This is a genomic window from Desulforhopalus sp. IMCC35007 (assembly GCF_005116575.1).
Lineage (GTDB): Bacteria > Desulfobacterota > Desulfobulbia > Desulfobulbales > Desulfocapsaceae > Desulforhopalus_A.
In genome coordinates, this window is the sequence record NZ_SWCN01000007.1 from 34803 (window position 1) to 54192 (window position 19390).

Here is a 19390-nt window from a genome sequence, read left to right on the forward strand (position 1 = left end):
GGATAAAACGGAAGAGTGAAACCTTCCAGAGTCATTTGTTTGCTGCTCGTATATCGAATCATCTGCAAGCCTTATTAAGAGTTTGTCTTAATTTGCCTGCATATTATACAAAAAATAAACAGTTATTATCTTGTAATTTCATAGCATTAAGTGTTTTTGAGTTCAATCTAAATAGATATTTGGACTTTTTAAAGAAAATCAACAATCATGGCTGACCCATTCTATCAATACCATTACCAAACACTTTGCGGGGTTTGGCTCCATCAGGCGGACCAATTACTCCATTTTTCTCCATTAGGTCAATGATCCTGGCTGCCCTATTATACCCGACACGTAACGCTCTCTGGACTCCTGATATTGAGGCCTGCCGACTTGTCACCACAAAATTTAGTGCCTCATAATATTTTTCATCATACTCATCCTGCGTATCGTTGCCCTTAAAGTCATCGGAATCCTGTTCGCTCAGGACATCAAACATATAATTGGGTTTTCGCTGTTGTTTGATAAAGCTTGTGATGGCATCCAGTTCATCTTCTGAGAGGTAGGTTCCATGAACCCTCGTCAGCCGAGCTGTTCCAGGAGGTACAAAAAGCATATCACCGTTACCGAGCAAGGTTTCAGCTCCATTGGAATCAATAATAGTACGGGAATCTGTTTTAGAGGAGACCTGAAAAGAAATTCGAGTCGGAAAATTCGCTTTTATGATACCGGTCAACACATCAACCGAAGGCCTCTGGGTTGCGAGAATAAGGTGAATGCCAGCTGCACGGGCCATTTGGGCCAGACGGGTCAGAGAAAACTCTATATCCCTGGACGCTGTCATCATCAGATCCGCCAATTCGTCTATAATCACAACTATGTAAGGCATGGTTTCCAAGTCTTCGTCATGTTCACAAAACTGGTCGTTTCTTAGAGCTGCTAACTTCTGATTAAACTGCTCGATATTCCTGACCTGGAACTCTGCAAGCAGATTATAACGCCTATCCATTTCTCGAACCAGCCATTGCAGTGCAGTGTTGGCTTTGTTCATGTCAGTAATAACCGGTGTCAACAGATGTGGAATATCGTTGTAGAAGGAAAGTTCGATCCGCTTAGGATCTATCATTATAAAGCGCACCTCATCCGGAGTTGCTTTATAGAGAATACTGGTAATCATCGCATTGAGCCCCACGCTTTTCCCTGTTCCGGTTGCACCTGCGATAAGCAGATGGGGCATGGTATCCAACGCTACAACAACAGGGTTACCGACAATATCCTTACCAAGGCAAATGGGAATTTTTGAGTCAATCTCATGAAAATCTGTTGAAGTGACAATATCCTTGAACGGAACAAGGTGCTTTTTAATGTTGGGTATCTCGATTCCCATCACATCCTTGCCAGGAATAGGCGCAACAATACGGATGCTATAGGCACTGAGGGCCAAAGCCAGATCGTCTGCAAGGTTAACAATTTTACTGATCTTGATACCTGGGTCTGGCTTGTATTCATAGGTGGTGATCACCGGTCCGGGATGAATACCCATAACCTCACCCTTTATACCAAAATGCCCCAGCTTTGTCTCAAGAAGCTCTGCATCGGTGCGAATACGTTCCTGGTCCACCAGATCTTCATTACTGATATTTCTCAGAAACGAAAGTAAAGGCAGCTGATATTCCCGTAATTGGGCGGTTTTTATTTGTTGCTGTTCAAGGTAAGCATCATTATCAGCACTATGTCCGGTGTAATATCCAGCATGTCCAAAGGGGTCATCCACGTTCGGCAAAGGCGTACTAAAAGTATCCTGGTTCGCCTCAAGGATAGAAACGTCTCTATTAAGGGTTGTATCTTCACGGTTTGTTCCTGCATCTGGAGACCATTCTGTCCGAGAATACCATTCTTCAGCAGAGCAAGATTCCTCTTTTTCTATTGGGAGATCCGCTGTATCGTATTCAGAAACCCACTCTACTGTATCTCTTGCAACACTTTCCGACTCAACCAGTTCTGCTGTTTGTGCAGTCACATCATCGTCAGCAGTACTTATGGAGCTGGCAGGTGCCATTATGGTTTCGACGCTGGTTTTAGTCAGAGATACTGGTTGGGAAACCGTGTCCAAAGCCATTGATCTACTTACTGAAACCTGCTGCACAGCAGATTCGTCATCACCCCCACTTTCAGGCGATTGGTTTGCCGTAGCCGTACCCTGTATACTCGCTTCTGCTCCAGCAACGCAGGAAAGGGCCCCCGCTACCTTACTGTCGGTCACATCTTCAGTAATGGGTATCTCCAATGATTTCTCTTGTACAGAAAGCGTTGGTACAGCAGGTATGTCGGATGTCGTTGAAGCTGTACATGCAGGGCTTTGACTGATTACAGAGTGGTGACAGACTGTATCTGGTACGCTTGTTTTTGCCTCTGCAACACAATTATGAGACTCGAGCTTCTCTTGATCAGTAGTGGGCTGACATGGATTACCCTGTATGCCTGATTTTTCGTGGTTTTCTTGTTTTTCAAGAGCAGTAGCCACAACCCGATCTGAATCTGACTTGTCGGCTTTGGACGTGTCTGAATTTTCTGTCTCTTCAGCGGAATGCAATAGAGCCGATGGAATAGAGTTCGTCTCAGCAGCGGTTGCAGAAATGGATAGATCAAACTTGTCGGAGACGGCTTGTTTGGCGGCCGTCGGAAATTGTTCTTTCGCAGCACATTCAACAACACTTGACCCTTTGATACTCATCTTTTCTTCTGACAGTGTGGAGCGCTGCAAGTAATCTGCTCGCTGCTTGTCCAGTTTCTGATTTGCAGTAGGTCCTGCATAAGGTTGTGTAGACAATGATCGATCCTGACCAGTCTGAGCTGGAGACCTTAATGGAGGCCCACTTTCCTGAAAAGGTGTAGTCCTTGCTGCTAGAGGTGCAACAACTTTTTCCCCCAGGAGGGATTTCTTAACCCTCTCTGAGTTGGTCATATTGGCAGCAGAAGGTCTTGTTGTTGCATGGTCAGATGTAGAATGCTGCAATTTTTCTTTGAGAGCTTGAAGCTCTTTCAGAACAGTCCTGACCTCTTCATATTTTTTTTCCAATCTGGTATGCTTTTCACTGATGTTCAGTGTTGCCAGCAAAAGCTTTTCATAGTGATTCAAGTGGTCCCGTTGTGCACAACTCTTCGCGTCAACACACTTTAATTCCTTGATAATCAACGATGCAACATCGTGGATATTTTCTAGAACATCAGTATTATCAACTTTAAATTTAAACTGACCACGTTCTGTTTTCAAAATGAGAACATCTTGATCAAGACTGTATTTGTAATCAAAACCTCGTTTGTTAATTCCCACGATACTGCCTATATGAAGTTATATTAAGTTTGAAACTGTTAGGATGACAACCTACTTCTGTCTTCATAATACATTCTGTTCTCTATTATATACCATGACAGGTGACAGGGAGGGCTTGTTCGGCTAAAGCGCATTTTTACTGATGAAACGGACCAATAAGGATGCTCTAGGGCAATCAGGAGCATGTAGAACAATCACAGCCCAGCTGTCTGGAGTCGAAATAGGCGAAAACCGAATGAACCATAAAAAGAGACAATGTGCCAGTTTTTCCTTAATTACATTCCCGAGCAATTGTATGACTTCTGTAACAATTTCTCATGCTCAATAACCTCTACGACGAAACCCCAGTTGTGGATTTCAATCCTCATATTGATTTCATCGTCCCAGGAGGAACTGGCAGAAAATGAAATAAATATTTGAGTAACCATTTTCGCCCTGTCTGTTTACGAATCATATACCAAATCTCACTAGTGTCCGGTTAAGTTTAAAATAATTTCAACTGGTTACATGATGGAGCATCTGGTGTTCTGTAATCCCTTTCCGTAACCAATTGAAAAAGTGGAGTTTTTTCGAAAACTGATATGCTCAAAATTTGTAAAATTGTGTAAAGACTTTCTTTCAAATTGAGACGTTTTTTCATTATCGCTACAAGGAGATAAACAGAGACTGCTATCCAGACCTGAGTCTTTACAGCATTCTCTGAAGTGCCGTAAAATCGTTTTATTCTCAGGTGTTGCTTGATCCATTTGAAAAACAGCTCCACCTGCCACCGGCTGTGATATAGCTGAGCTATTGTTAAAGCCGGCAAAGTAATATTGTTGGTAAGAAACACGAGTGATTTTCCAGTACCTGTATCTAGGAATTTCACTCGACGCAAAATATCTGGATAATGTTTGCTTGTATAGAAACCTGTAAGCAAGATCGTCTGGTCGCATCGAAGCCCTGTTTCTTTGTCGACCGGATGTGAGCAACGTCTTTTGTATTGCATATTCGCTTTGGCCCGGGTGACGAAAAAAGCTGGGATTTGATTGAATGCGTAGAGCCTTTCGAAGTCCAGATAACCGCGATTCATTACGTAATATGCTCCGGCTTCTAGCTGTAGCAGATCGAGTGCGTTGACATCGTGCAACTTGCCATCTGAAATATGGATAAATGTGGGTATGTTTCCTTTTAGATCCAGTAAGGTATGGAGTTTGATGGCAGCTTTTTTCTTGCGAAATTGAGCCCAAGGAAACACTGATAAACAAAGATCGATTGTTGTGGCATCTAAAGCATATACTGTCTCGTCCAGTTCTTCGAGAAACGGATCTTCCCGATATAGATGTCTGGCTGTGGCGATAAGGCTTTGTGCAAATTCGGCGTATATGCGCCAATCGCGCCTTTCGTTGGCATCGGCGAGAGTTGATTTTGAAATTTTTCCCCGTATGCCCATGTGGTAAAGTTTCTTGTTTTGGGATCGAAGACAAATTTCGATGTCGCGAAGACTTTCCCGGTGAGTAATCTGGGCAAAAGCCATGCACAGGAACTGATCGAAACACGAGAATTTTTTTACTTTGAAGTCGCCCTTGTACTTGGCTACGCAGCGGCGAAAGGTTGGTAGCGGCATAAAGTCCATTATTTGCTTGAAAATCAGTCGTCCGGTAAACATCTGGGTAACCCCCACAGGGTTTTACCGAAGATCATCCTCAGAAAGGGATGTGATTTCAAGTCGATTATGGCCATTTTGTCGTTGATTGTGTTAATTAACAGTAAGTTATACTACGCATAAAATAATTTAACCGGACAGTAGTGATACTAGATACAAAAGACAACAATACTAGATTACAGAAAAAGTGAAAATTTTGTCTGCCAAGTAACCCGTTTACAGCGACTGACGGTTGAGATAATCCATGATCTGGTTCCCAAGGGGGCCAGATCCGTTACTCCTATTGAGAGTGTCTGCTGTAATATTCGACAATATTCTAGACGGGAAATTGAGTTTTCCCCCGGAATAAAATAATGACCAAGCAAAGCCCACTGCTCAAAACGATTTTGAGGTGAGTAATGCAACCTTAGCTGTAATTTCACTGATGCTTGTGTCCTTCATGTTAACTGGTAAATTCGAGTATTGTTTTATATTTTTAGAATAAAATAATATAATAAAATATATATTTATATAAAAAAATAATGCTTCAGCCTAAATCTCTCCCTTACAATAGCCTTATCTGATTGAATTTTTGCAAACCCTTCATTAGCGATTATGGTGTTGGACAAACAGTTGATGATCGTTTACTAATAACGGTTTCAAAATCTTTTATAAGATTCCACTGCTTAAACTAACCATAAGAGGAGACATAAAATGGCTAAAGCGCGCGCTCGACATATTCTTGTACCAACTGAAGCGGACTGCACTGCACTGAAGAAAATGATTGAAGGCGGTGAGACTTTTGCCGAAATAGCCCGTCTTCATTCAAAATGTCCATCCGGAAAACAGGGTGGCGAGCTCGGAGAATTCTCCCCTGGTCAGATGGTTAAAGAGTTTGATGAAGTTGTATTTTCAGGCGATATAGGTAAAGTGCTCGGCCCAGTGAAGACCCAGTTTGGATATCACCTGATCGAAATCACCAGCCGAACCGAATAGGCAGCTGAATCAGCATGATTTGTTAGAAAAATAAAGGCCCCGAGCTATGCATAATAGGTCGGGGTTCATTTCGTATTTGGAATGATGAGATTTCAGACGATGCAATATTCCTGTGAAAATGTGAGTTTTTTAATTTCAGGTAAAATATTCCGTTTTAACAGCTCTCAACCATTTCGTAAGGCTATCAAAAACATACCTCGATTACAATTAACGAGGATCTATAACTAAGAGAAAGATAACAACTCTCAAAATATTGAATGTCATTCAACAAAAGATGCTCCGCAAGACAGCGGAGCGTCCTATTGTCACCTGAGGTCAATTACAATAGGAAGGTAGGATGTTGAATAGAGAGACACCATAAAGATGAAATAGACCAACAGGCTAAAAGGAGCGTTTTGGCTTCACAGGATCCTGAAGAATAAGCGGTATCGTGGGGATTTCCTGGGTCGGAAAAAAGCTCCAACTTTGATTTACCTGTCAAAGGTGCCATCGAAACAAAAAAGGGTCTTCAAAATTACAATCTCATAAATTATCACAAAACATTGCCAAAATCGATTCCAGCACCCCACCACCGACAGATCGGGCCTTATCTGAGACAGAAAAACATTTCCGGACATCTGCCCTGGGGTCGATATCACCGATCTTCATCCCTCGGGTCACCTTACAATCAGGCCTGATCAACCCGCGAATAACCCCGGCGATTTCAGCATTAACATTTTCACCCGCAACACGGCCAATAATGTCTCCTGGTTTGACGATGTCACAGATTGAAGAGTAGACCGTAAAAATACCATCGGCTGGGGACCTTACAACACGCTCTGTGGTATAACCGTCCACTGAACCCGGTATACCGGTATTGGCAATAGCGCTTCCGTTTTCAATAACCCTTCCAAGATCATGTCCTCTTTTGGTTTCTACGATGCGGTGGACATCTTTACCTACAGTAAAACCTGGACCAAGGCCAATGACAAGGCTGGCCTCATCTTTTCTCGTACCGAGATTTGTTTTTGCCAGAATTGCATCAACAACCACATCTGCTTTTATCTGTTTGAGGCTATTCCACTGAGGATCCACTAGAACTGCAATGTTTCCTGCGTCCCAGATTGCTTCCAGTTCAGTGGTTTCAGAAACCCTAATTGCTCTGATATCTTCAACCAGAGCCTGTCCTTCATAAACAGCTTCACAGAATGTAACTTTTCTACGAACGGCTACAGGTTGTGGGACTTCCAACATGAATATTTTACGAAACCCTGATTTTCGGAGACGAACTGCCACCCCAGAAGCGATATCACCTGCTCCTTTTATGGCAATAATCATCTCACCTAACATACAAACGGACATCCCCATCCACAGTCCTCTTTACTTTCTAAAAAACTGATTAAACCCTTTTCACTGAGCAATATATAACATAACCTCGATACCATTCACTTCTGCTGAGCTTGCAATATGGTTGCTTACTCATAAAACTCTAAAAAAGCGGTGCACCGGTAGCGAATGTATAGTTTTTCACCAAACATATTCTGTAATATGGAAATGAAATTTTTTCGACTATATCTCTTCAATCTATGGACAAAACTTAATGGAATTATGTGGCAGATACGTTGCATGTGATCTGTTGTCTCAGAAGAAAATGACTATAACGATAGCAAATAATATTCATACCGAGACGAAACTGGTATAAATCTCAAATAAAATCGTTAAATTATCATTTAAAGATTATTTCATATCACGAATATGTATTCAATAGGTATAATTAACAGCGGAGAACACAATGAAAAAGCCTTTTTCACTACTCGTCACCTTTTATTTCCTGCTTGGACTCTTTACAAGTAATGTTTTAGCAGAAAATCTGAAATTCAGTACCTGGCATCCTGCTGTGAGTCGAGAGGTACAAACTGTTTGGACCCCAATGCTGGAAGCTATCAAAGACGAAAGTTCCGAAAAACTCACCTATACAATGTATGCCGGCGGCGCGCTCGGTAAGGGGCCAGCGCATTATGAAATCGTCAAAAACGGCATGAGTGATATCGGTTATTTTACTGCGACCTGGACACCAGGAAAATTTCCCCTTGCTGATGCTCTGTCCATGGCTATGTGGATCGACGGCAAAGACAAGGCAACCGCAATTGGTAATGAATTGTATGCGGCATCCCCAGCCCTGCAAAAAGAATTTGAGGATGTACATCTCCTTGAACTCAACGGTTGTATTCAAGCTTTCCTGTGGACTCGAAAACCAGTTACATCTCTTGCTGACCTTAAAGGATTAAAAATTAGGACTCCAGGGGGAATGCAAACCCGGTATATCAGAAACCTTGGTGCAGAACCCGTATTCATGCCTCTTGGAGATGTATATACTTCTCTTGATACCGGTGCTATTGACGGTCTTGTTACATGCCCGCCACTTGTCCTCGCATTCAAACTTTATGAGGTCGTTAAACATGGTGTTGTTGCGACCTTCGGTTGTGTTACAGAGGGGGTGGTTATGAATAAGAAAAAATGGAATCAGCTTGATTCTGAAAAACAAGCTGTTATAACTAAAATCGCATCTAATCCATATGCACATACACATGGTCTTGATCAAGGCACTTATACAGAGATGATCACTGAACTCAAAGATAAAGGAATAACCCTGCACAACCTCGATGACACCACCCAGCAGGAATGGTTCAAGACTTACTACCAGGTTACGAGGGATTGGGTTGCTGCACAAAAAGACCCAGCTGAAGCGGAAAAACTCGTAAAACAACTCGCAGAAATAGTGTCTAAAAATGGTAGTGAAGCAGTTGCAGTTCCCCCCGAATGGAGATAAATAGCTGTACTCAGGCTTTACAGGTGGATGATCATCAATCATTCACCGTTTCCCCCACCAGACCATTATACTTAACAAGAGATAAGAAGTGCTTCAATTTAAATGGATTGTACAAAAGATGACAAGAGTGACCGCCTTCTGCGCGATGTTCCTCCTCATTCCTATGATGTTCTTGTCCACAATAGATGTATCACTCAGAAAAGCATTTAGTGTCACCATCCCAGGAACCATGGAACTCTCTTCGTATATGCTGGCCCTTTTCATTCTTTTAGGGCTTTCATATACCCATCAACGCAGAGCCCACGTCAGGGTAACTCTGCTGCTGGATTTTTTTCCACCTAAGGTGAAGGTATCTATTGAAACCTTTTTACATATCCTCAGCCTGGTAATGCTCGTTGTCCTTATAAAAGAGGGTTGGATCATTGCCCTGGAGGAGACCACGGTCTCTGATATGTTACGCATCCCCCAAAATCCCTTCAGGATGGCCCTTGTTGTTGGTTGTTGTACCTTTGCATTGGAAATAGTTGTCGATATCGCCGAAAATCTGCAGAAATTGAGGGGAAAATAATGGATCCGATTCTCGTTGGTTCCGGTGGTATCATTTTGGTGTTCATCCTGCTTTCACTCGGCATGCCCATTGCTTTTGCTTTAATGTTTTCAGGTTTCACAGGCATAGGTGTACTCTCTGGTTTTGATGCCGCATTTCCTGTCGCTGCCCGCACCGTTTACGACGAAGCTGCAACCTACCCATACATGGTTATTCCCTTATTTATTGTGATGGGTTCTTTTGCCGGTGCTTCAGGTATGACCCAGGCTATTTACCGATGTCTCGACAAATGGCTTCGGTTGCTCCCAGGTGGACTTGCTGTGGCGTCCATCGCCGCCTGTGCCGCCTTTGCTGCTGTTTCCGGGTCTTCCGTTGCTACAGCAGCGACACTGGGCAACATTGCCTTACCGGAAATGAAACGTTACAACTATTCTGACTATCTGAGCACTGGAGCCCTGGCTGCAGGTGGAACACTCGGATTTCTTATCCCTCCGAGTCTAGGTTTTATCGTCTTTGGAATGTTGACGGAACAAAGCATAGGTAAACTTCTTGTTGCAGGTATAATACCAGGTATCCTCCTTGCCACTGCTCTGTGTACTGTTGTGATTATCTGGGCGACATTACATCCAGAAGCCGCGCCGCAATCAGATGAGGTCATTACCTGGAAAGAACGTTTTATTGCCCTGCGAGGTATTATAGAGCCACTCGTTCTTTTTTTCATTGTCATGTTTGGTATCTACGGAGGTCTTTTTACCCCAACAGAGGCGGGAGCAGTCGGTGCTACCCTTCTTTTTATTTCCGTAGTTATAAAAAGAAAACTAACCTGGAAAAAACTCGTCGCAGCTCTTAAGGAGGCATTGGTCACCTCTGTTATGGTGCTATTCTTAGTTTCCGGTGCGAGTATCTTTACCTATTTTCTCGCCCTTTCAACTATTCCTATACAAGCCGCAACCTGGGTAACAAGTCTTGATGTTGCACCCATTGTCATTCTTCTGTCGATTATTTTTATTTATATTATCCTCGGTTGTTTCCTTGATTCGATATCCATGATGGTCTTGACTTTGCCGGTGGTCTTTCCGGTTATGAATGCTTTACATTATGACCCTGTATGGTTTGGTGTTATTGCAGTATTAATGATGGAAGCAGGTCTTATCACTCCACCACTCGGCTTGAATATATTCACCATTGCAGGCGTCTCCCGGGACATAAGGGTTGAAACCGTATTTAAAGGAGTGCTTCCCTTTCTTTTAGCCCTTTTCGTTGTGGTTGGCATATTGATTGCCTTTCCACAGGTCGCAACTTTTCTTCCTTCACACATGTAGCCTTTTAAAAAATTTAAATGGCTACCACTTTTAATGCCCCTTGGCGAGCCTTGACCGCCTAACCAACAGGCATTTTCGGATAAAGCAACATTTGTTCTGTAAATTATTGATTCCTTTCGAACATGTTAGCAAAGATGAAACATCATGCGCGAGTAGTCCAGTCCTTTAAAGTCGTAAAGACCGAGCCCAAGGGTGCTCGTTCCTCGCAGTCTTGACAACTTTAAATGACCGAACTTAACCTGAAGGTGGCGATGACGGAGAGGCGTCTCCGACGGGGCTTCACCATAGAGGCTATTGCGTCATCTTGAGGTAAGCCTTCCCGGTTATCCAATCCTCAGAGATTTCCATTACGACTGCTGAGACAAGACGTAAACAAGAAGCTGTATTGGGGAACAAGGTCGCTACTCTTGTGCGTCGTAATATCTCTTTGTTGAGGCGCTCCAACATATTGTCTGTACGCAGGCGTTTCCAATGCTTTTCAGGCATAGTAAAGACAACCATTCCTTGAGGTAACGCTTCTTCCGCCCATGCCACAAGCTCAGGCGCAGAATCTTTGTAGTCAGCAAGGAAAATATCGAGTAGTCGTAAAGCCTCCTCGTTGTCTGGAGCAGTAAAGATAGCCCTGATCCGACCAGCAACGTCGCTTTTCATTGAACGTTTTGGTACGTAACTTTGTGCGTTTTGTTGGAGATGGAACTGACAACGCTGCCAAGGTACCGTCGGGAAGACTGCTTTCCTGGCTGCCTTTAGTCCTCCATGGGCATCTGAGATGAAAAGTTTCACCCCGTGAAGACCACGATCTTTGAGGTTACTCACAAAATCACGCCAGTGCACTTCCTGTTCAGAAAGTTTAACTGACACACCTAAAACTTCTCTGTGCCCTGAAGGGTTAATACCTATAGCCAAGAGCACTGCACAGTCTATGATTACGCCATTGTGGCGAACTTTTTCATATCTGGCGTCCATATAAACATAGGAATATTGCCCTAAAGGACGATCCCGCCAGCTTTGCAATTGATCGTCTAAAGATTTACTGGCGCGACTGACGTCAGAGGAGCTTATCTCAAAACCGCAAAGCTGCTCCGTAATTTTAGCGACTTTACGTGTTGAAACACCCTGCACGTACATTTCTGCCAGGGCCACTTTAAGCGCTCGCTCAGAACGTAACCCACGCTCAAGGCTCTGGGGATAGAACTCACAATCTCTCGTCTGCGGTACTGCAAGAGATACAGTACCTACACGAGTTTTGACTGATTTGGCTTTATAGCCATTAGCGTAACTTTGCCGTTGCTCTGTCCTTTCATAAGGCTCTGCTTTTAGGTACCTGGATCGTTCTATTTGCATAGCGGTATTCATGAGTATGGAAACGGCATCTGCAATTCCATTAAATCCATTCGTTATCAATAGTTCCATTGCTGAGTCAAATTGGGTATTCTCTATGTTGCAGGTCATTGTTTCTTCCTTTCGGTTTGATGTGAATAATTTGGGTCCGAAAGGTTAATCGATGACCTGCTTTCAACAAGCCCTAAATAAAATTTACAGAAAGAACATTACACTACCCATTTTCGTTTTAAAGAGAAATAAAAAACGTAATAAAATTCCTTGCTTTACTCAATGATTTCAACATACACTCTCGCACAAGGATAATCTGGATAAAACAACCTGTAATTTCAGTGTGTACGTTAAATTGTGTTTAGGAGAAAGGGTCGAAATGTTGAGTAGAATTAAAAAGGTAAAATTCACTACAAAATTATTTGTAGCGATGTTAGCAATCGTCGTAATTTCCATAGCAATTACATCAGGAAATGCTGTCAGGATGTCAAAAAAGGGGTTGTATACCTTGGGGGAAGGCGCAATAGAGAATATTCACGCCGCTCTCTACAACTCTTTTGACGCCATTGATAAGAATTTGCGAAAAAAATTAGACTCTGACCTGACTCTTTTGGAGAAAGAACTTGAATCTGATGGAAAGTTGACCTTGGGTGCTTCCAACATGATAGAACAAAAGATGATCAACCAAGTGTCAAAAGCATCAAACATGCAGGAGATACCAGAGCTTGTCGCAGGCAATATTGTTCTCAATAATAACAGTGACATTGTTGATAGCATTGAGAAAATCACATCATCATCAGCAACGATTTTTCAACTTGTTGATGACAAGCTCTTGCGGATAGCAACAACAGTAAAAGAAATGAACGGGGAGAGAGCTGTTGGCACATATATTCCATCAGACAGTCCCGTTTACAAAGCAATAATGAGCGGAGAAACTTTTCGTGGCAAAGCGTATGTTGTTAATGACTGGTATCTTACAGCCTATAAACCGGTTAAAAACGACAATAACGAAATAATTGGAGCTATCTATGTTGGTCAATTGATGATCTCTGATCAGGTGAGAAAACTTGTTTCAGAAACGACGATCGGTCCAGGTTATTTCTTTATCTATGCAGACAATGGTTCTGTTCTTGTCCATCCAACATTAAAGCCTTCGGATAACCTTCTGGAACTTGTTCCGGCTTTTACAAGTGCTGCAGATGGTTTCATTGAGTATGAGTGGAACGGCGAGAAAAAAATTACATATAAAAAACGGATTGACGAGTGGGGTGTATCTCTTGCCGTTGGGCTGAACAGAACAGACATGGTTGCAGGTTTAGATATCCGAATGTTGCGCAATAGCATACTGGTTGGTATTCTCGTGATAATTGCAGCGGTTGTTATCAGTATTTTTCTCGTTCGTTCAATCAACCGTATGCTCAAAGATCTTGCCGCAAAAGCTGTTAAAGTCGGTGATGGTGACTATACAATCAATTTTTCTTCAGAGGTTGATGACGCGATTGGGCAACTCACTAATTCGCTTGGGATTATGGTTGCAAAAGGAAAAGAGATGCTTGAGGATATAATCCAATCCTCACAGTCATTGTCTGCGGCCTCTACAGAGCTTGCAGCTATTTCTGACCAGATGGTGGTAAATGCTGAATCAACAACAACTATAGCTGACGAAGCATCCGCAAACGCGCAAGATGTCTCTGAGAATATGGTTTCTGTCTCCGCGGCCATGGAAGAATCAACTGTTAACCTTGATATGATCGCAGCAGCATCCGAAGAAATGGGTACTACGATCAAGGAAATTGCAGAAAACAGTGCCAGGGCGCGGCATACTACCGAAGAAGCTGTAAGTAACTCTAAGCGCTCACACGTTAGAATTATTGAATTAGGAGAGGCAGCCAAAGCAATCGGTTCAATTACGGAAACTATTACCGAGATATCAGAACAAACAAATCTTCTTGCTTTAAATGCCACCATAGAAGCTGCCCGTGCTGGAGAATCCGGAAAGGGATTTGCGGTCGTTGCAAACGAAATCAAAGACCTGGCGAAGGGCACATCTGAGGCAACTGGAAAAATCCGGGATGCTATTGATGGGATTCAATTAAAAACATCCACTACCATTAAGGATATTGAAGAGATAACAAACATTATCACCCAAGTAAGTGAAATAGTGAATGGAATTGTTACAGCGGTTGAGGAACAGTCAATTACTACAAACGAGATTGTAAATAACGTGAGCCAGGCATCTCTTGGAATAAATGAAATAAATGAGAATGTTGCCAACAGCAATCGAATGACCAGCAAAATGAGTGAAGGCGTACGACAGGTCAAAAATCAATCCTTAGAGGTAAAAGATAGCAGCGAACATGTGCGTGGTTCTGCTGACGAGTTGTCACAACTCGCAGAGAAATTGACTCAACTTGTCTCACGTTTCAAGATCTGAGATGATGACACACTAATAATGCAGATAGGTTTTACCTTCATAGTTGTATTTACTGAAAGGACCGCAAAAAATCGGTCCTTCCGACATAAACCCGCTTTTTTCCTCCCTTCCATTTCCCAAAAGGAAGGGAGGGAAACACAGCAATTAAATATCTTAAAAATGATTTAGTCGATTCTGAAAAAAGCATTTCAATCAGGCGGGTTGCCGACTTGGCATCCCAGCCTGAATTACAATCATTGCCCAAAAAAGAAGCAAAACTCCTCTAATGAACTTCATTAGCTTTTTGAAGTTCATACCAGCAGCACTGAGGATAGCATTTATCTGATCCCCGATCACTCCTTTCAATCGGTTTCGATCCATACGGTGTTCTTGTTTTAAGTGACCTATGGATGGTTCAACTGCCGAGCGACGCTTCATCCATCGCCAAAGGCTGTTTGAGGTTTTTCCTCTCCGTACTTTGTCAACATGCACCGAAGCTTTACCTGTGTAATCGTGACCTCGGTACCCGCGATCCACAAAAACATGATCTGGGCTTTTTGTCAGCTTGGTCACTTGTTCTAAAGTCTCGTCCAGAGTGTGCCCATCGTATGGATTGTTGTGGAAGGCAAGAGCACCAACAAACCAGCCTCCACGACTCGTCGTTGCTACACTGACTTTGGTCCCAAATTCATATCGCTTATGAGCCTTTCCTTTACTGATACAATCAACATCAGGTTCGTGTACGCTGTACACCTTGTTTTTATCGTGTCGCTGTTGCTTGTGGATTTTTTTCGATGTTGCGAGTAAAGCCGATAGATCCCCGTCAATAACCGAACATTTTCTTTCAATATCACGAATTACACGACCGAGGTATGTTTTCAGCTTTTTGGTGCAATTCCTGGCTCTCTTCATTTGCCTGGCATGTGCATACCGGCTTTGTTTCAACACCAGGCGTTTTGCAAGGCGATTGTAGTTTTGCCTCAAGTTAATCTTTCTCTTTTTTGCCTCTTTCACCAATCTATCTCGTGCACGATCATACAGTCTGGCATCAGTTGGGAAGCGAATATCTTTCTCCATCACCGTCGTATCGACATTCACTCTTTTCAACTGAGTTGTCTTAATCGCTTTCAATTTCAATCCGGCTTCAATGGTCTGCTTTAACAGCTCTTCAGCTCCAGCCTCGCCGATCCTATTCCGCCATTTGGTCATGCTTGTCGGATGAATGGGAAGTTTATGTTCAAAGTACTTCATACCACTAAAGTACTGCCAATAGGGGTTTTCAACCCAGCCATGAAGAACATCTTCATCACTGAGGTCAAATGTGTACTTGAAATAATGAAGTGCAATCATCAGTCGTGTACTGATGGCAGGCCGGCCTTTTTCTGAATTGAATGACTCACCAAATGTTTGGTTAAATTGGTCCCAGTTCACCACTTCTGATAGTTTAACAAGAGAGTGGCTGGGGTTGATCATGTTTTGAAGCTCGGCCCTGAATAGATCTGCTTGGGGATTCTGCTGAGGAGATTTCTTTGGTTTCATGGCTAAAAAATGCAAGAAAATGGACGGTTAGTATCAATAATCTTGCATTTATATTAGCATACTTGATCGTTTTTCTCTAGTTTATTCAGACATATATCTCATTTTTCAGCATCGACTGATTTAGTGCAGGTGCAATGGGGATCAGAAAGCCCCACCTATTTGCCGGTTCATTTTACACACTTTGCAGCCAACCCCAGGAATTTCTGTTTTGATATTCCTGGCTTTCCAGCTGATTGGCAGAGAATCAAAGTATTGGCCAATGAATCAAGTGTGATAACCTTTTTTTTATTTTTTCTTCTCCTCAACTATCCTCAATCCAGGACCTCTCTTATTTTAATAGCTATTTCTTTTTGAAAAAACGGCTTTGATATAAAATGAACTCCTTCATCTAATATACCCTGGTGGGCGATGACATTAGCTGTGTAACCGGACATGAAGAGAATCTTGATCTGGGGGTAGAGATGTTGCAACTGTTCAGAGAGTTCGCGGCCGTTCATCTCTGGCATAACTACATCTGTTATCAATAGATCGATCTGGCCACCATATCCTTCGGCAATACTTTTCGCTTTTTTGGGACTTGTGGTCGAAAGGACCTTATATCCCATCCTTTCGATTATTCTGACCCCAAGCTTCAAGATCGAGGCATCATCTTCAACCAGGAGTATTGTTTCTCCTTTGCTCAACGGGGTTTCGGGGACGCTCTTTTTTTGTTCCTTGACGGTTTGGACATGTCGTGGCAAATAAACCCTGATGGTTGTCCCTTTCATCGGTTCGCTGTAGACGCTGATAAAACCATTGTTCTGTTTAACAATGCCATACACAGTGGCCAAGCCAAGTCCCGTCCCCTTACCCATTTCTTTGGTCGTGAAAAATGGTTCGAAAACCTGCTCGATAACCTCTGGTACTATTCCGCAACCGTCGTCGCTTACTGCGAGCATGATGTATTCACCCGGAAATGTCTCTGGATGGTCTGCGCAGTAGGCTTCGTCAAATGCAAAATTTTTAGTTTCGATGGTAACTTTACCGATGTCAGTTATTGCATCTCTTGCATTGACACAGAGATTTGCCAGGATCTGATCCACCTGCGAAGGGTCTATTTTAACTGTCCAAAGTTCTGTTGCCGGCACCCAGGCAAAATTTATATTTTCACCGATCAAGTGACGGAGCATTTTTAGCATACTGCCGATGCTGTCATTGAGATTAAGTACTTTGGGAGCAACCGTTTGTTTTCGAGCAAAGGCCAGAAGTTGCCGTGTTATGTCTGCTGAGCGCATAGCAGCCTGATAAATGTCTTCCATGTCTCCATAAAGGGGATCACTGGATTCTAAATTTTCCATAGCCAATTCGGCGTGACCAAGAATAATACTGAGCATATTGTTAAAGTCGTGGGCAATGCCGCCAGCCAGTCGCCCCACTGCTTGAAGCTTCTGAGACTGATTGAGGGCTTCATTTTGCATTTTGACTTTATCCTGAAGTCTCTTTTGTTCTGAGATATCATTAAAAATACAATGTGTTTGAATAAACTGCCCATCCAGGTCTCTTGTAATTTTGCCATCAAATGCGACCCAAACATAGGTCCCATCTTTTTTCTTGAGCTGAAACTCTATGCCCATGACTTCCCCAATGGACTTAAACCGAGGAAAGTTTTCTCTAAAATGATCCTGCCAATCAGGATGTAAAAAATCCCCAAACGACTTGCCTACAACCTCTTTTTGAGAGTATCCTAAGTGATCCAACCACCTTTTATTCACCTCGAGGAAACAACCGTCTTTATCTAAACTCTGATAAGGAAATGGAGCATTTTCAAACAACGTTCTATATCGTTCTTCACTTTTTACTAACCGTACTTCGTTGACTTTACGAGCCGTTATGTCCTGGACGGACCCGAACAGGCGCACTACTCGCCCAAATTGATCCGTTTCCGTTTCTCCACGTGCCAGAAGATGAATTTCTTGTCCGTCTGGATTGGTTCGACGCAATTCCAGTTCGTAAGGTGTCTTGTCTTTTAAGGCTTTTGAGACAGCCTCGTTAAGCTGGGTCGCGTCTTCTGGATGGTAAAGCTGGAGCTGGCCTTGATAATCAGGCGGTGGCTTAGTGGAGTCGAGAGAAAAAATTCTGTAGAGTTGTTCTGACCAGGTAACACTGTTTGTAACAGGGTCCCAGTCCCAATCACCGACCTGAGCAATACGCTGTGCTTCTCTCAGACGCTTTTCAGTGTCTGCCGTTTTGCTTTCAGCCTGCTTACGTCGGGTAACGTCTTGTATTACACCAATTACCTTTATTGGTAGACCAGCATCATTTTTAACAAGCTCAGCAATTGATCTGATAACCTTTCGCTCTTGCCTGGTGATCGGCTGAATCTCAAAATCAAGATCGTATGGTTTCTCTTTTTCTATCAGATCTACCAGTGCCTGATGAACTCTGTCACGATCCAGGATACATTTTTCGACTGTGTCGACGGTGAACGTTTCCTCTTTGGGATCTAATCCATAGATTCTTTTAGCTTCATCAGAACCCCAAAATTTTCCAGTAACAAGGTCATATTCCCAGTTTCCTACGAGTCCCATTCGCTGAGCACTCTTGTAACGCTGCTCATTTTCCCGTAACGCATCTTCTTCCTGTTTTAGTCTTGTAATATCTTGCCAAACCCCATGGATTACAGTCTCTTTTTCTATTCTGATCACATTCAACAGAATGTTGAGCAGCAGATTGGAACCATCCGACCTCAGGCATAGCCACTCGAAACGGTGATGACCTTTTTCAAGCGCCAAGGCGGTCATCAATTCGGCTTTTACTGCCGATGATTGACCATCTGGTTGCTGTTCTGGTGAAATATCTGCTGGATGAAGTTTGAGTAATTGCCCCCTATTTTCAAAACCGAGCATTTCAAGTGAAGCCTGGTTGCAATCTATAAACTGATCCCCCTTATATAGAACTTGTCCATCGGCGGAATGTTCAAAAAGCAACCTGAACTTTTCCTCACTTTCTTTAAGAGCCGCTTTTGTCTTTTTGAGCTCAAGAACTTCCTGCATCAAATCTTCATATGTGGGTTTTTTAGCAATCATTTTTAACCTTAGAGATAAATATATCAGAGGAAGAGCTGTCTTGATCTATCATGAGTTCAACTAAGCATCAAAGTACTCTACAGATAAAACAATACCAAAAGATATTTTGAATGATAAGTTCAATCATGTTAATTATTTAAAAATAGATCGTCAAATAGTACAAGACTTTTAATTGCAGATTAAACCGGACACATCCTCTCTAAATTGGGCTTATTCCTGTCCCAACATACTACCTGAGATCGCTGGGGCTGATTGCAGACAACACCATGTCAGATGATATTTTTAAACATTCCACAGCGGATGGAAATGTGGCTGTCAGAGTCAAACCAAGACTATAGCTGGCAGATACGTTTTCCAGTGCCTGTACAAATCGCAGATATCACTGGTTTGAGAACGGCTTTTTCTCTTTGTACCGAAGAGAACCTGTTTT

The 19390-nt window shown here is 42.7% G+C and carries 11 protein-coding genes; 5 read left to right on the forward strand and 6 right to left on the reverse strand.

Features of this window, described 5'->3' with window-relative positions:
• Positions 1-205 precede the first annotated feature (205 nt).
• Together FCL48_RS25750 and FCL48_RS09095 are read right to left on the reverse strand one after the other, a co-directional pair.
• Positions 206-3313, reverse strand: a complete 3108-nt coding sequence (locus FCL48_RS25750; RefSeq protein WP_305791012.1) for a DNA translocase FtsK — start codon at positions 3311-3313, stop codon at positions 206-208.
• Between the two features lie 484 nt (positions 3314-3797).
• Positions 3798-4961: an IS4 family transposase gene (locus FCL48_RS09095; protein WP_136871957.1), complete on the reverse strand. Its 1164-nt coding sequence runs from the start codon at positions 4959-4961 to the stop codon at positions 3798-3800.
• A 690-nt stretch (positions 4962-5651) separates the two neighbouring features.
• On the opposite strand from FCL48_RS09095, the gene FCL48_RS09100 reads away from it, so the two are divergent.
• Positions 5652-5933: a peptidylprolyl isomerase gene (locus FCL48_RS09100; RefSeq protein ID WP_136871958.1), complete on the forward strand. Its 282-nt coding sequence runs from the start codon at positions 5652-5654 to the stop codon at positions 5931-5933.
• A 522-nt stretch (positions 5934-6455) separates the two neighbouring features.
• Here FCL48_RS09100 and yqeB read toward each other — a convergent pair.
• A complete protein-coding gene (gene yqeB / locus FCL48_RS09105; protein ID WP_240744798.1) occupies positions 6456-7262 on the reverse strand; it encodes a selenium-dependent molybdenum cofactor biosynthesis protein YqeB in 807 nt (268 codons plus the stop codon).
• A 442-nt stretch (positions 7263-7704) separates the two neighbouring features.
• Here yqeB and FCL48_RS09110 point away from each other — a divergent pair, with 442 nt between their 5' ends.
• From FCL48_RS09110 to FCL48_RS09120, 3 genes are all read left to right on the forward strand, one after another.
• Positions 7705-8742, forward strand: a complete 1038-nt coding sequence (locus FCL48_RS09110) for a TRAP transporter substrate-binding protein (RefSeq protein ID WP_136871959.1) — start codon at positions 7705-7707, stop codon at positions 8740-8742.
• An 88-nt stretch (positions 8743-8830) separates the two neighbouring features.
• Positions 8831-9310, forward strand: coding sequence for a TRAP transporter small permease subunit (locus tag FCL48_RS09115; protein WP_136871960.1), 480 nt, complete (start codon positions 8831-8833; stop codon positions 9308-9310).
• Complete coding sequence (locus FCL48_RS09120) at positions 9310-10611, forward strand: TRAP transporter large permease (protein WP_136871961.1); 1302 nt, start codon at positions 9310-9312, stop codon at positions 10609-10611. Before FCL48_RS09115 ends, FCL48_RS09120 begins: the two co-directional genes overlap by 1 nt.
• 291 nt (positions 10612-10902) lie before the next feature.
• Here the strand turns inward: FCL48_RS09120 and FCL48_RS09125 are convergent, their stop codons facing one another.
• The gene (locus FCL48_RS09125; RefSeq protein WP_136871962.1) at positions 10903-12063 is read right to left on the reverse strand and encodes an IS256 family transposase; all 1161 of its coding nucleotides are present in this window, start codon (positions 12061-12063) and stop codon (positions 10903-10905) included.
• A gap of 259 nt (positions 12064-12322) precedes the next feature.
• Between FCL48_RS09125 and FCL48_RS09130 the strand changes: the two genes are divergently transcribed.
• Complete coding sequence (locus tag FCL48_RS09130; RefSeq protein WP_136871963.1) at positions 12323-14377, forward strand: methyl-accepting chemotaxis protein; 2055 nt, start codon at positions 12323-12325, stop codon at positions 14375-14377.
• Positions 14378-14569: 192 nt separating this feature from the next.
• Here the strand turns inward: FCL48_RS09130 and FCL48_RS09135 are convergent, their stop codons facing one another.
• Positions 14570-15895 (reverse strand): IS5 family transposase, encoded by a 1326-nt coding sequence (locus FCL48_RS09135; RefSeq protein WP_136871964.1) that lies wholly within the window; start codon positions 15893-15895, stop codon positions 14570-14572.
• A gap of 311 nt (positions 15896-16206) precedes the next feature.
• Positions 16207-18960: a PAS domain-containing sensor histidine kinase gene (locus tag FCL48_RS09140; RefSeq protein WP_136871965.1), complete on the reverse strand. Its 2754-nt coding sequence runs from the start codon at positions 18958-18960 to the stop codon at positions 16207-16209.
• Positions 18961-19390: the final 430 nt, after the last annotated feature.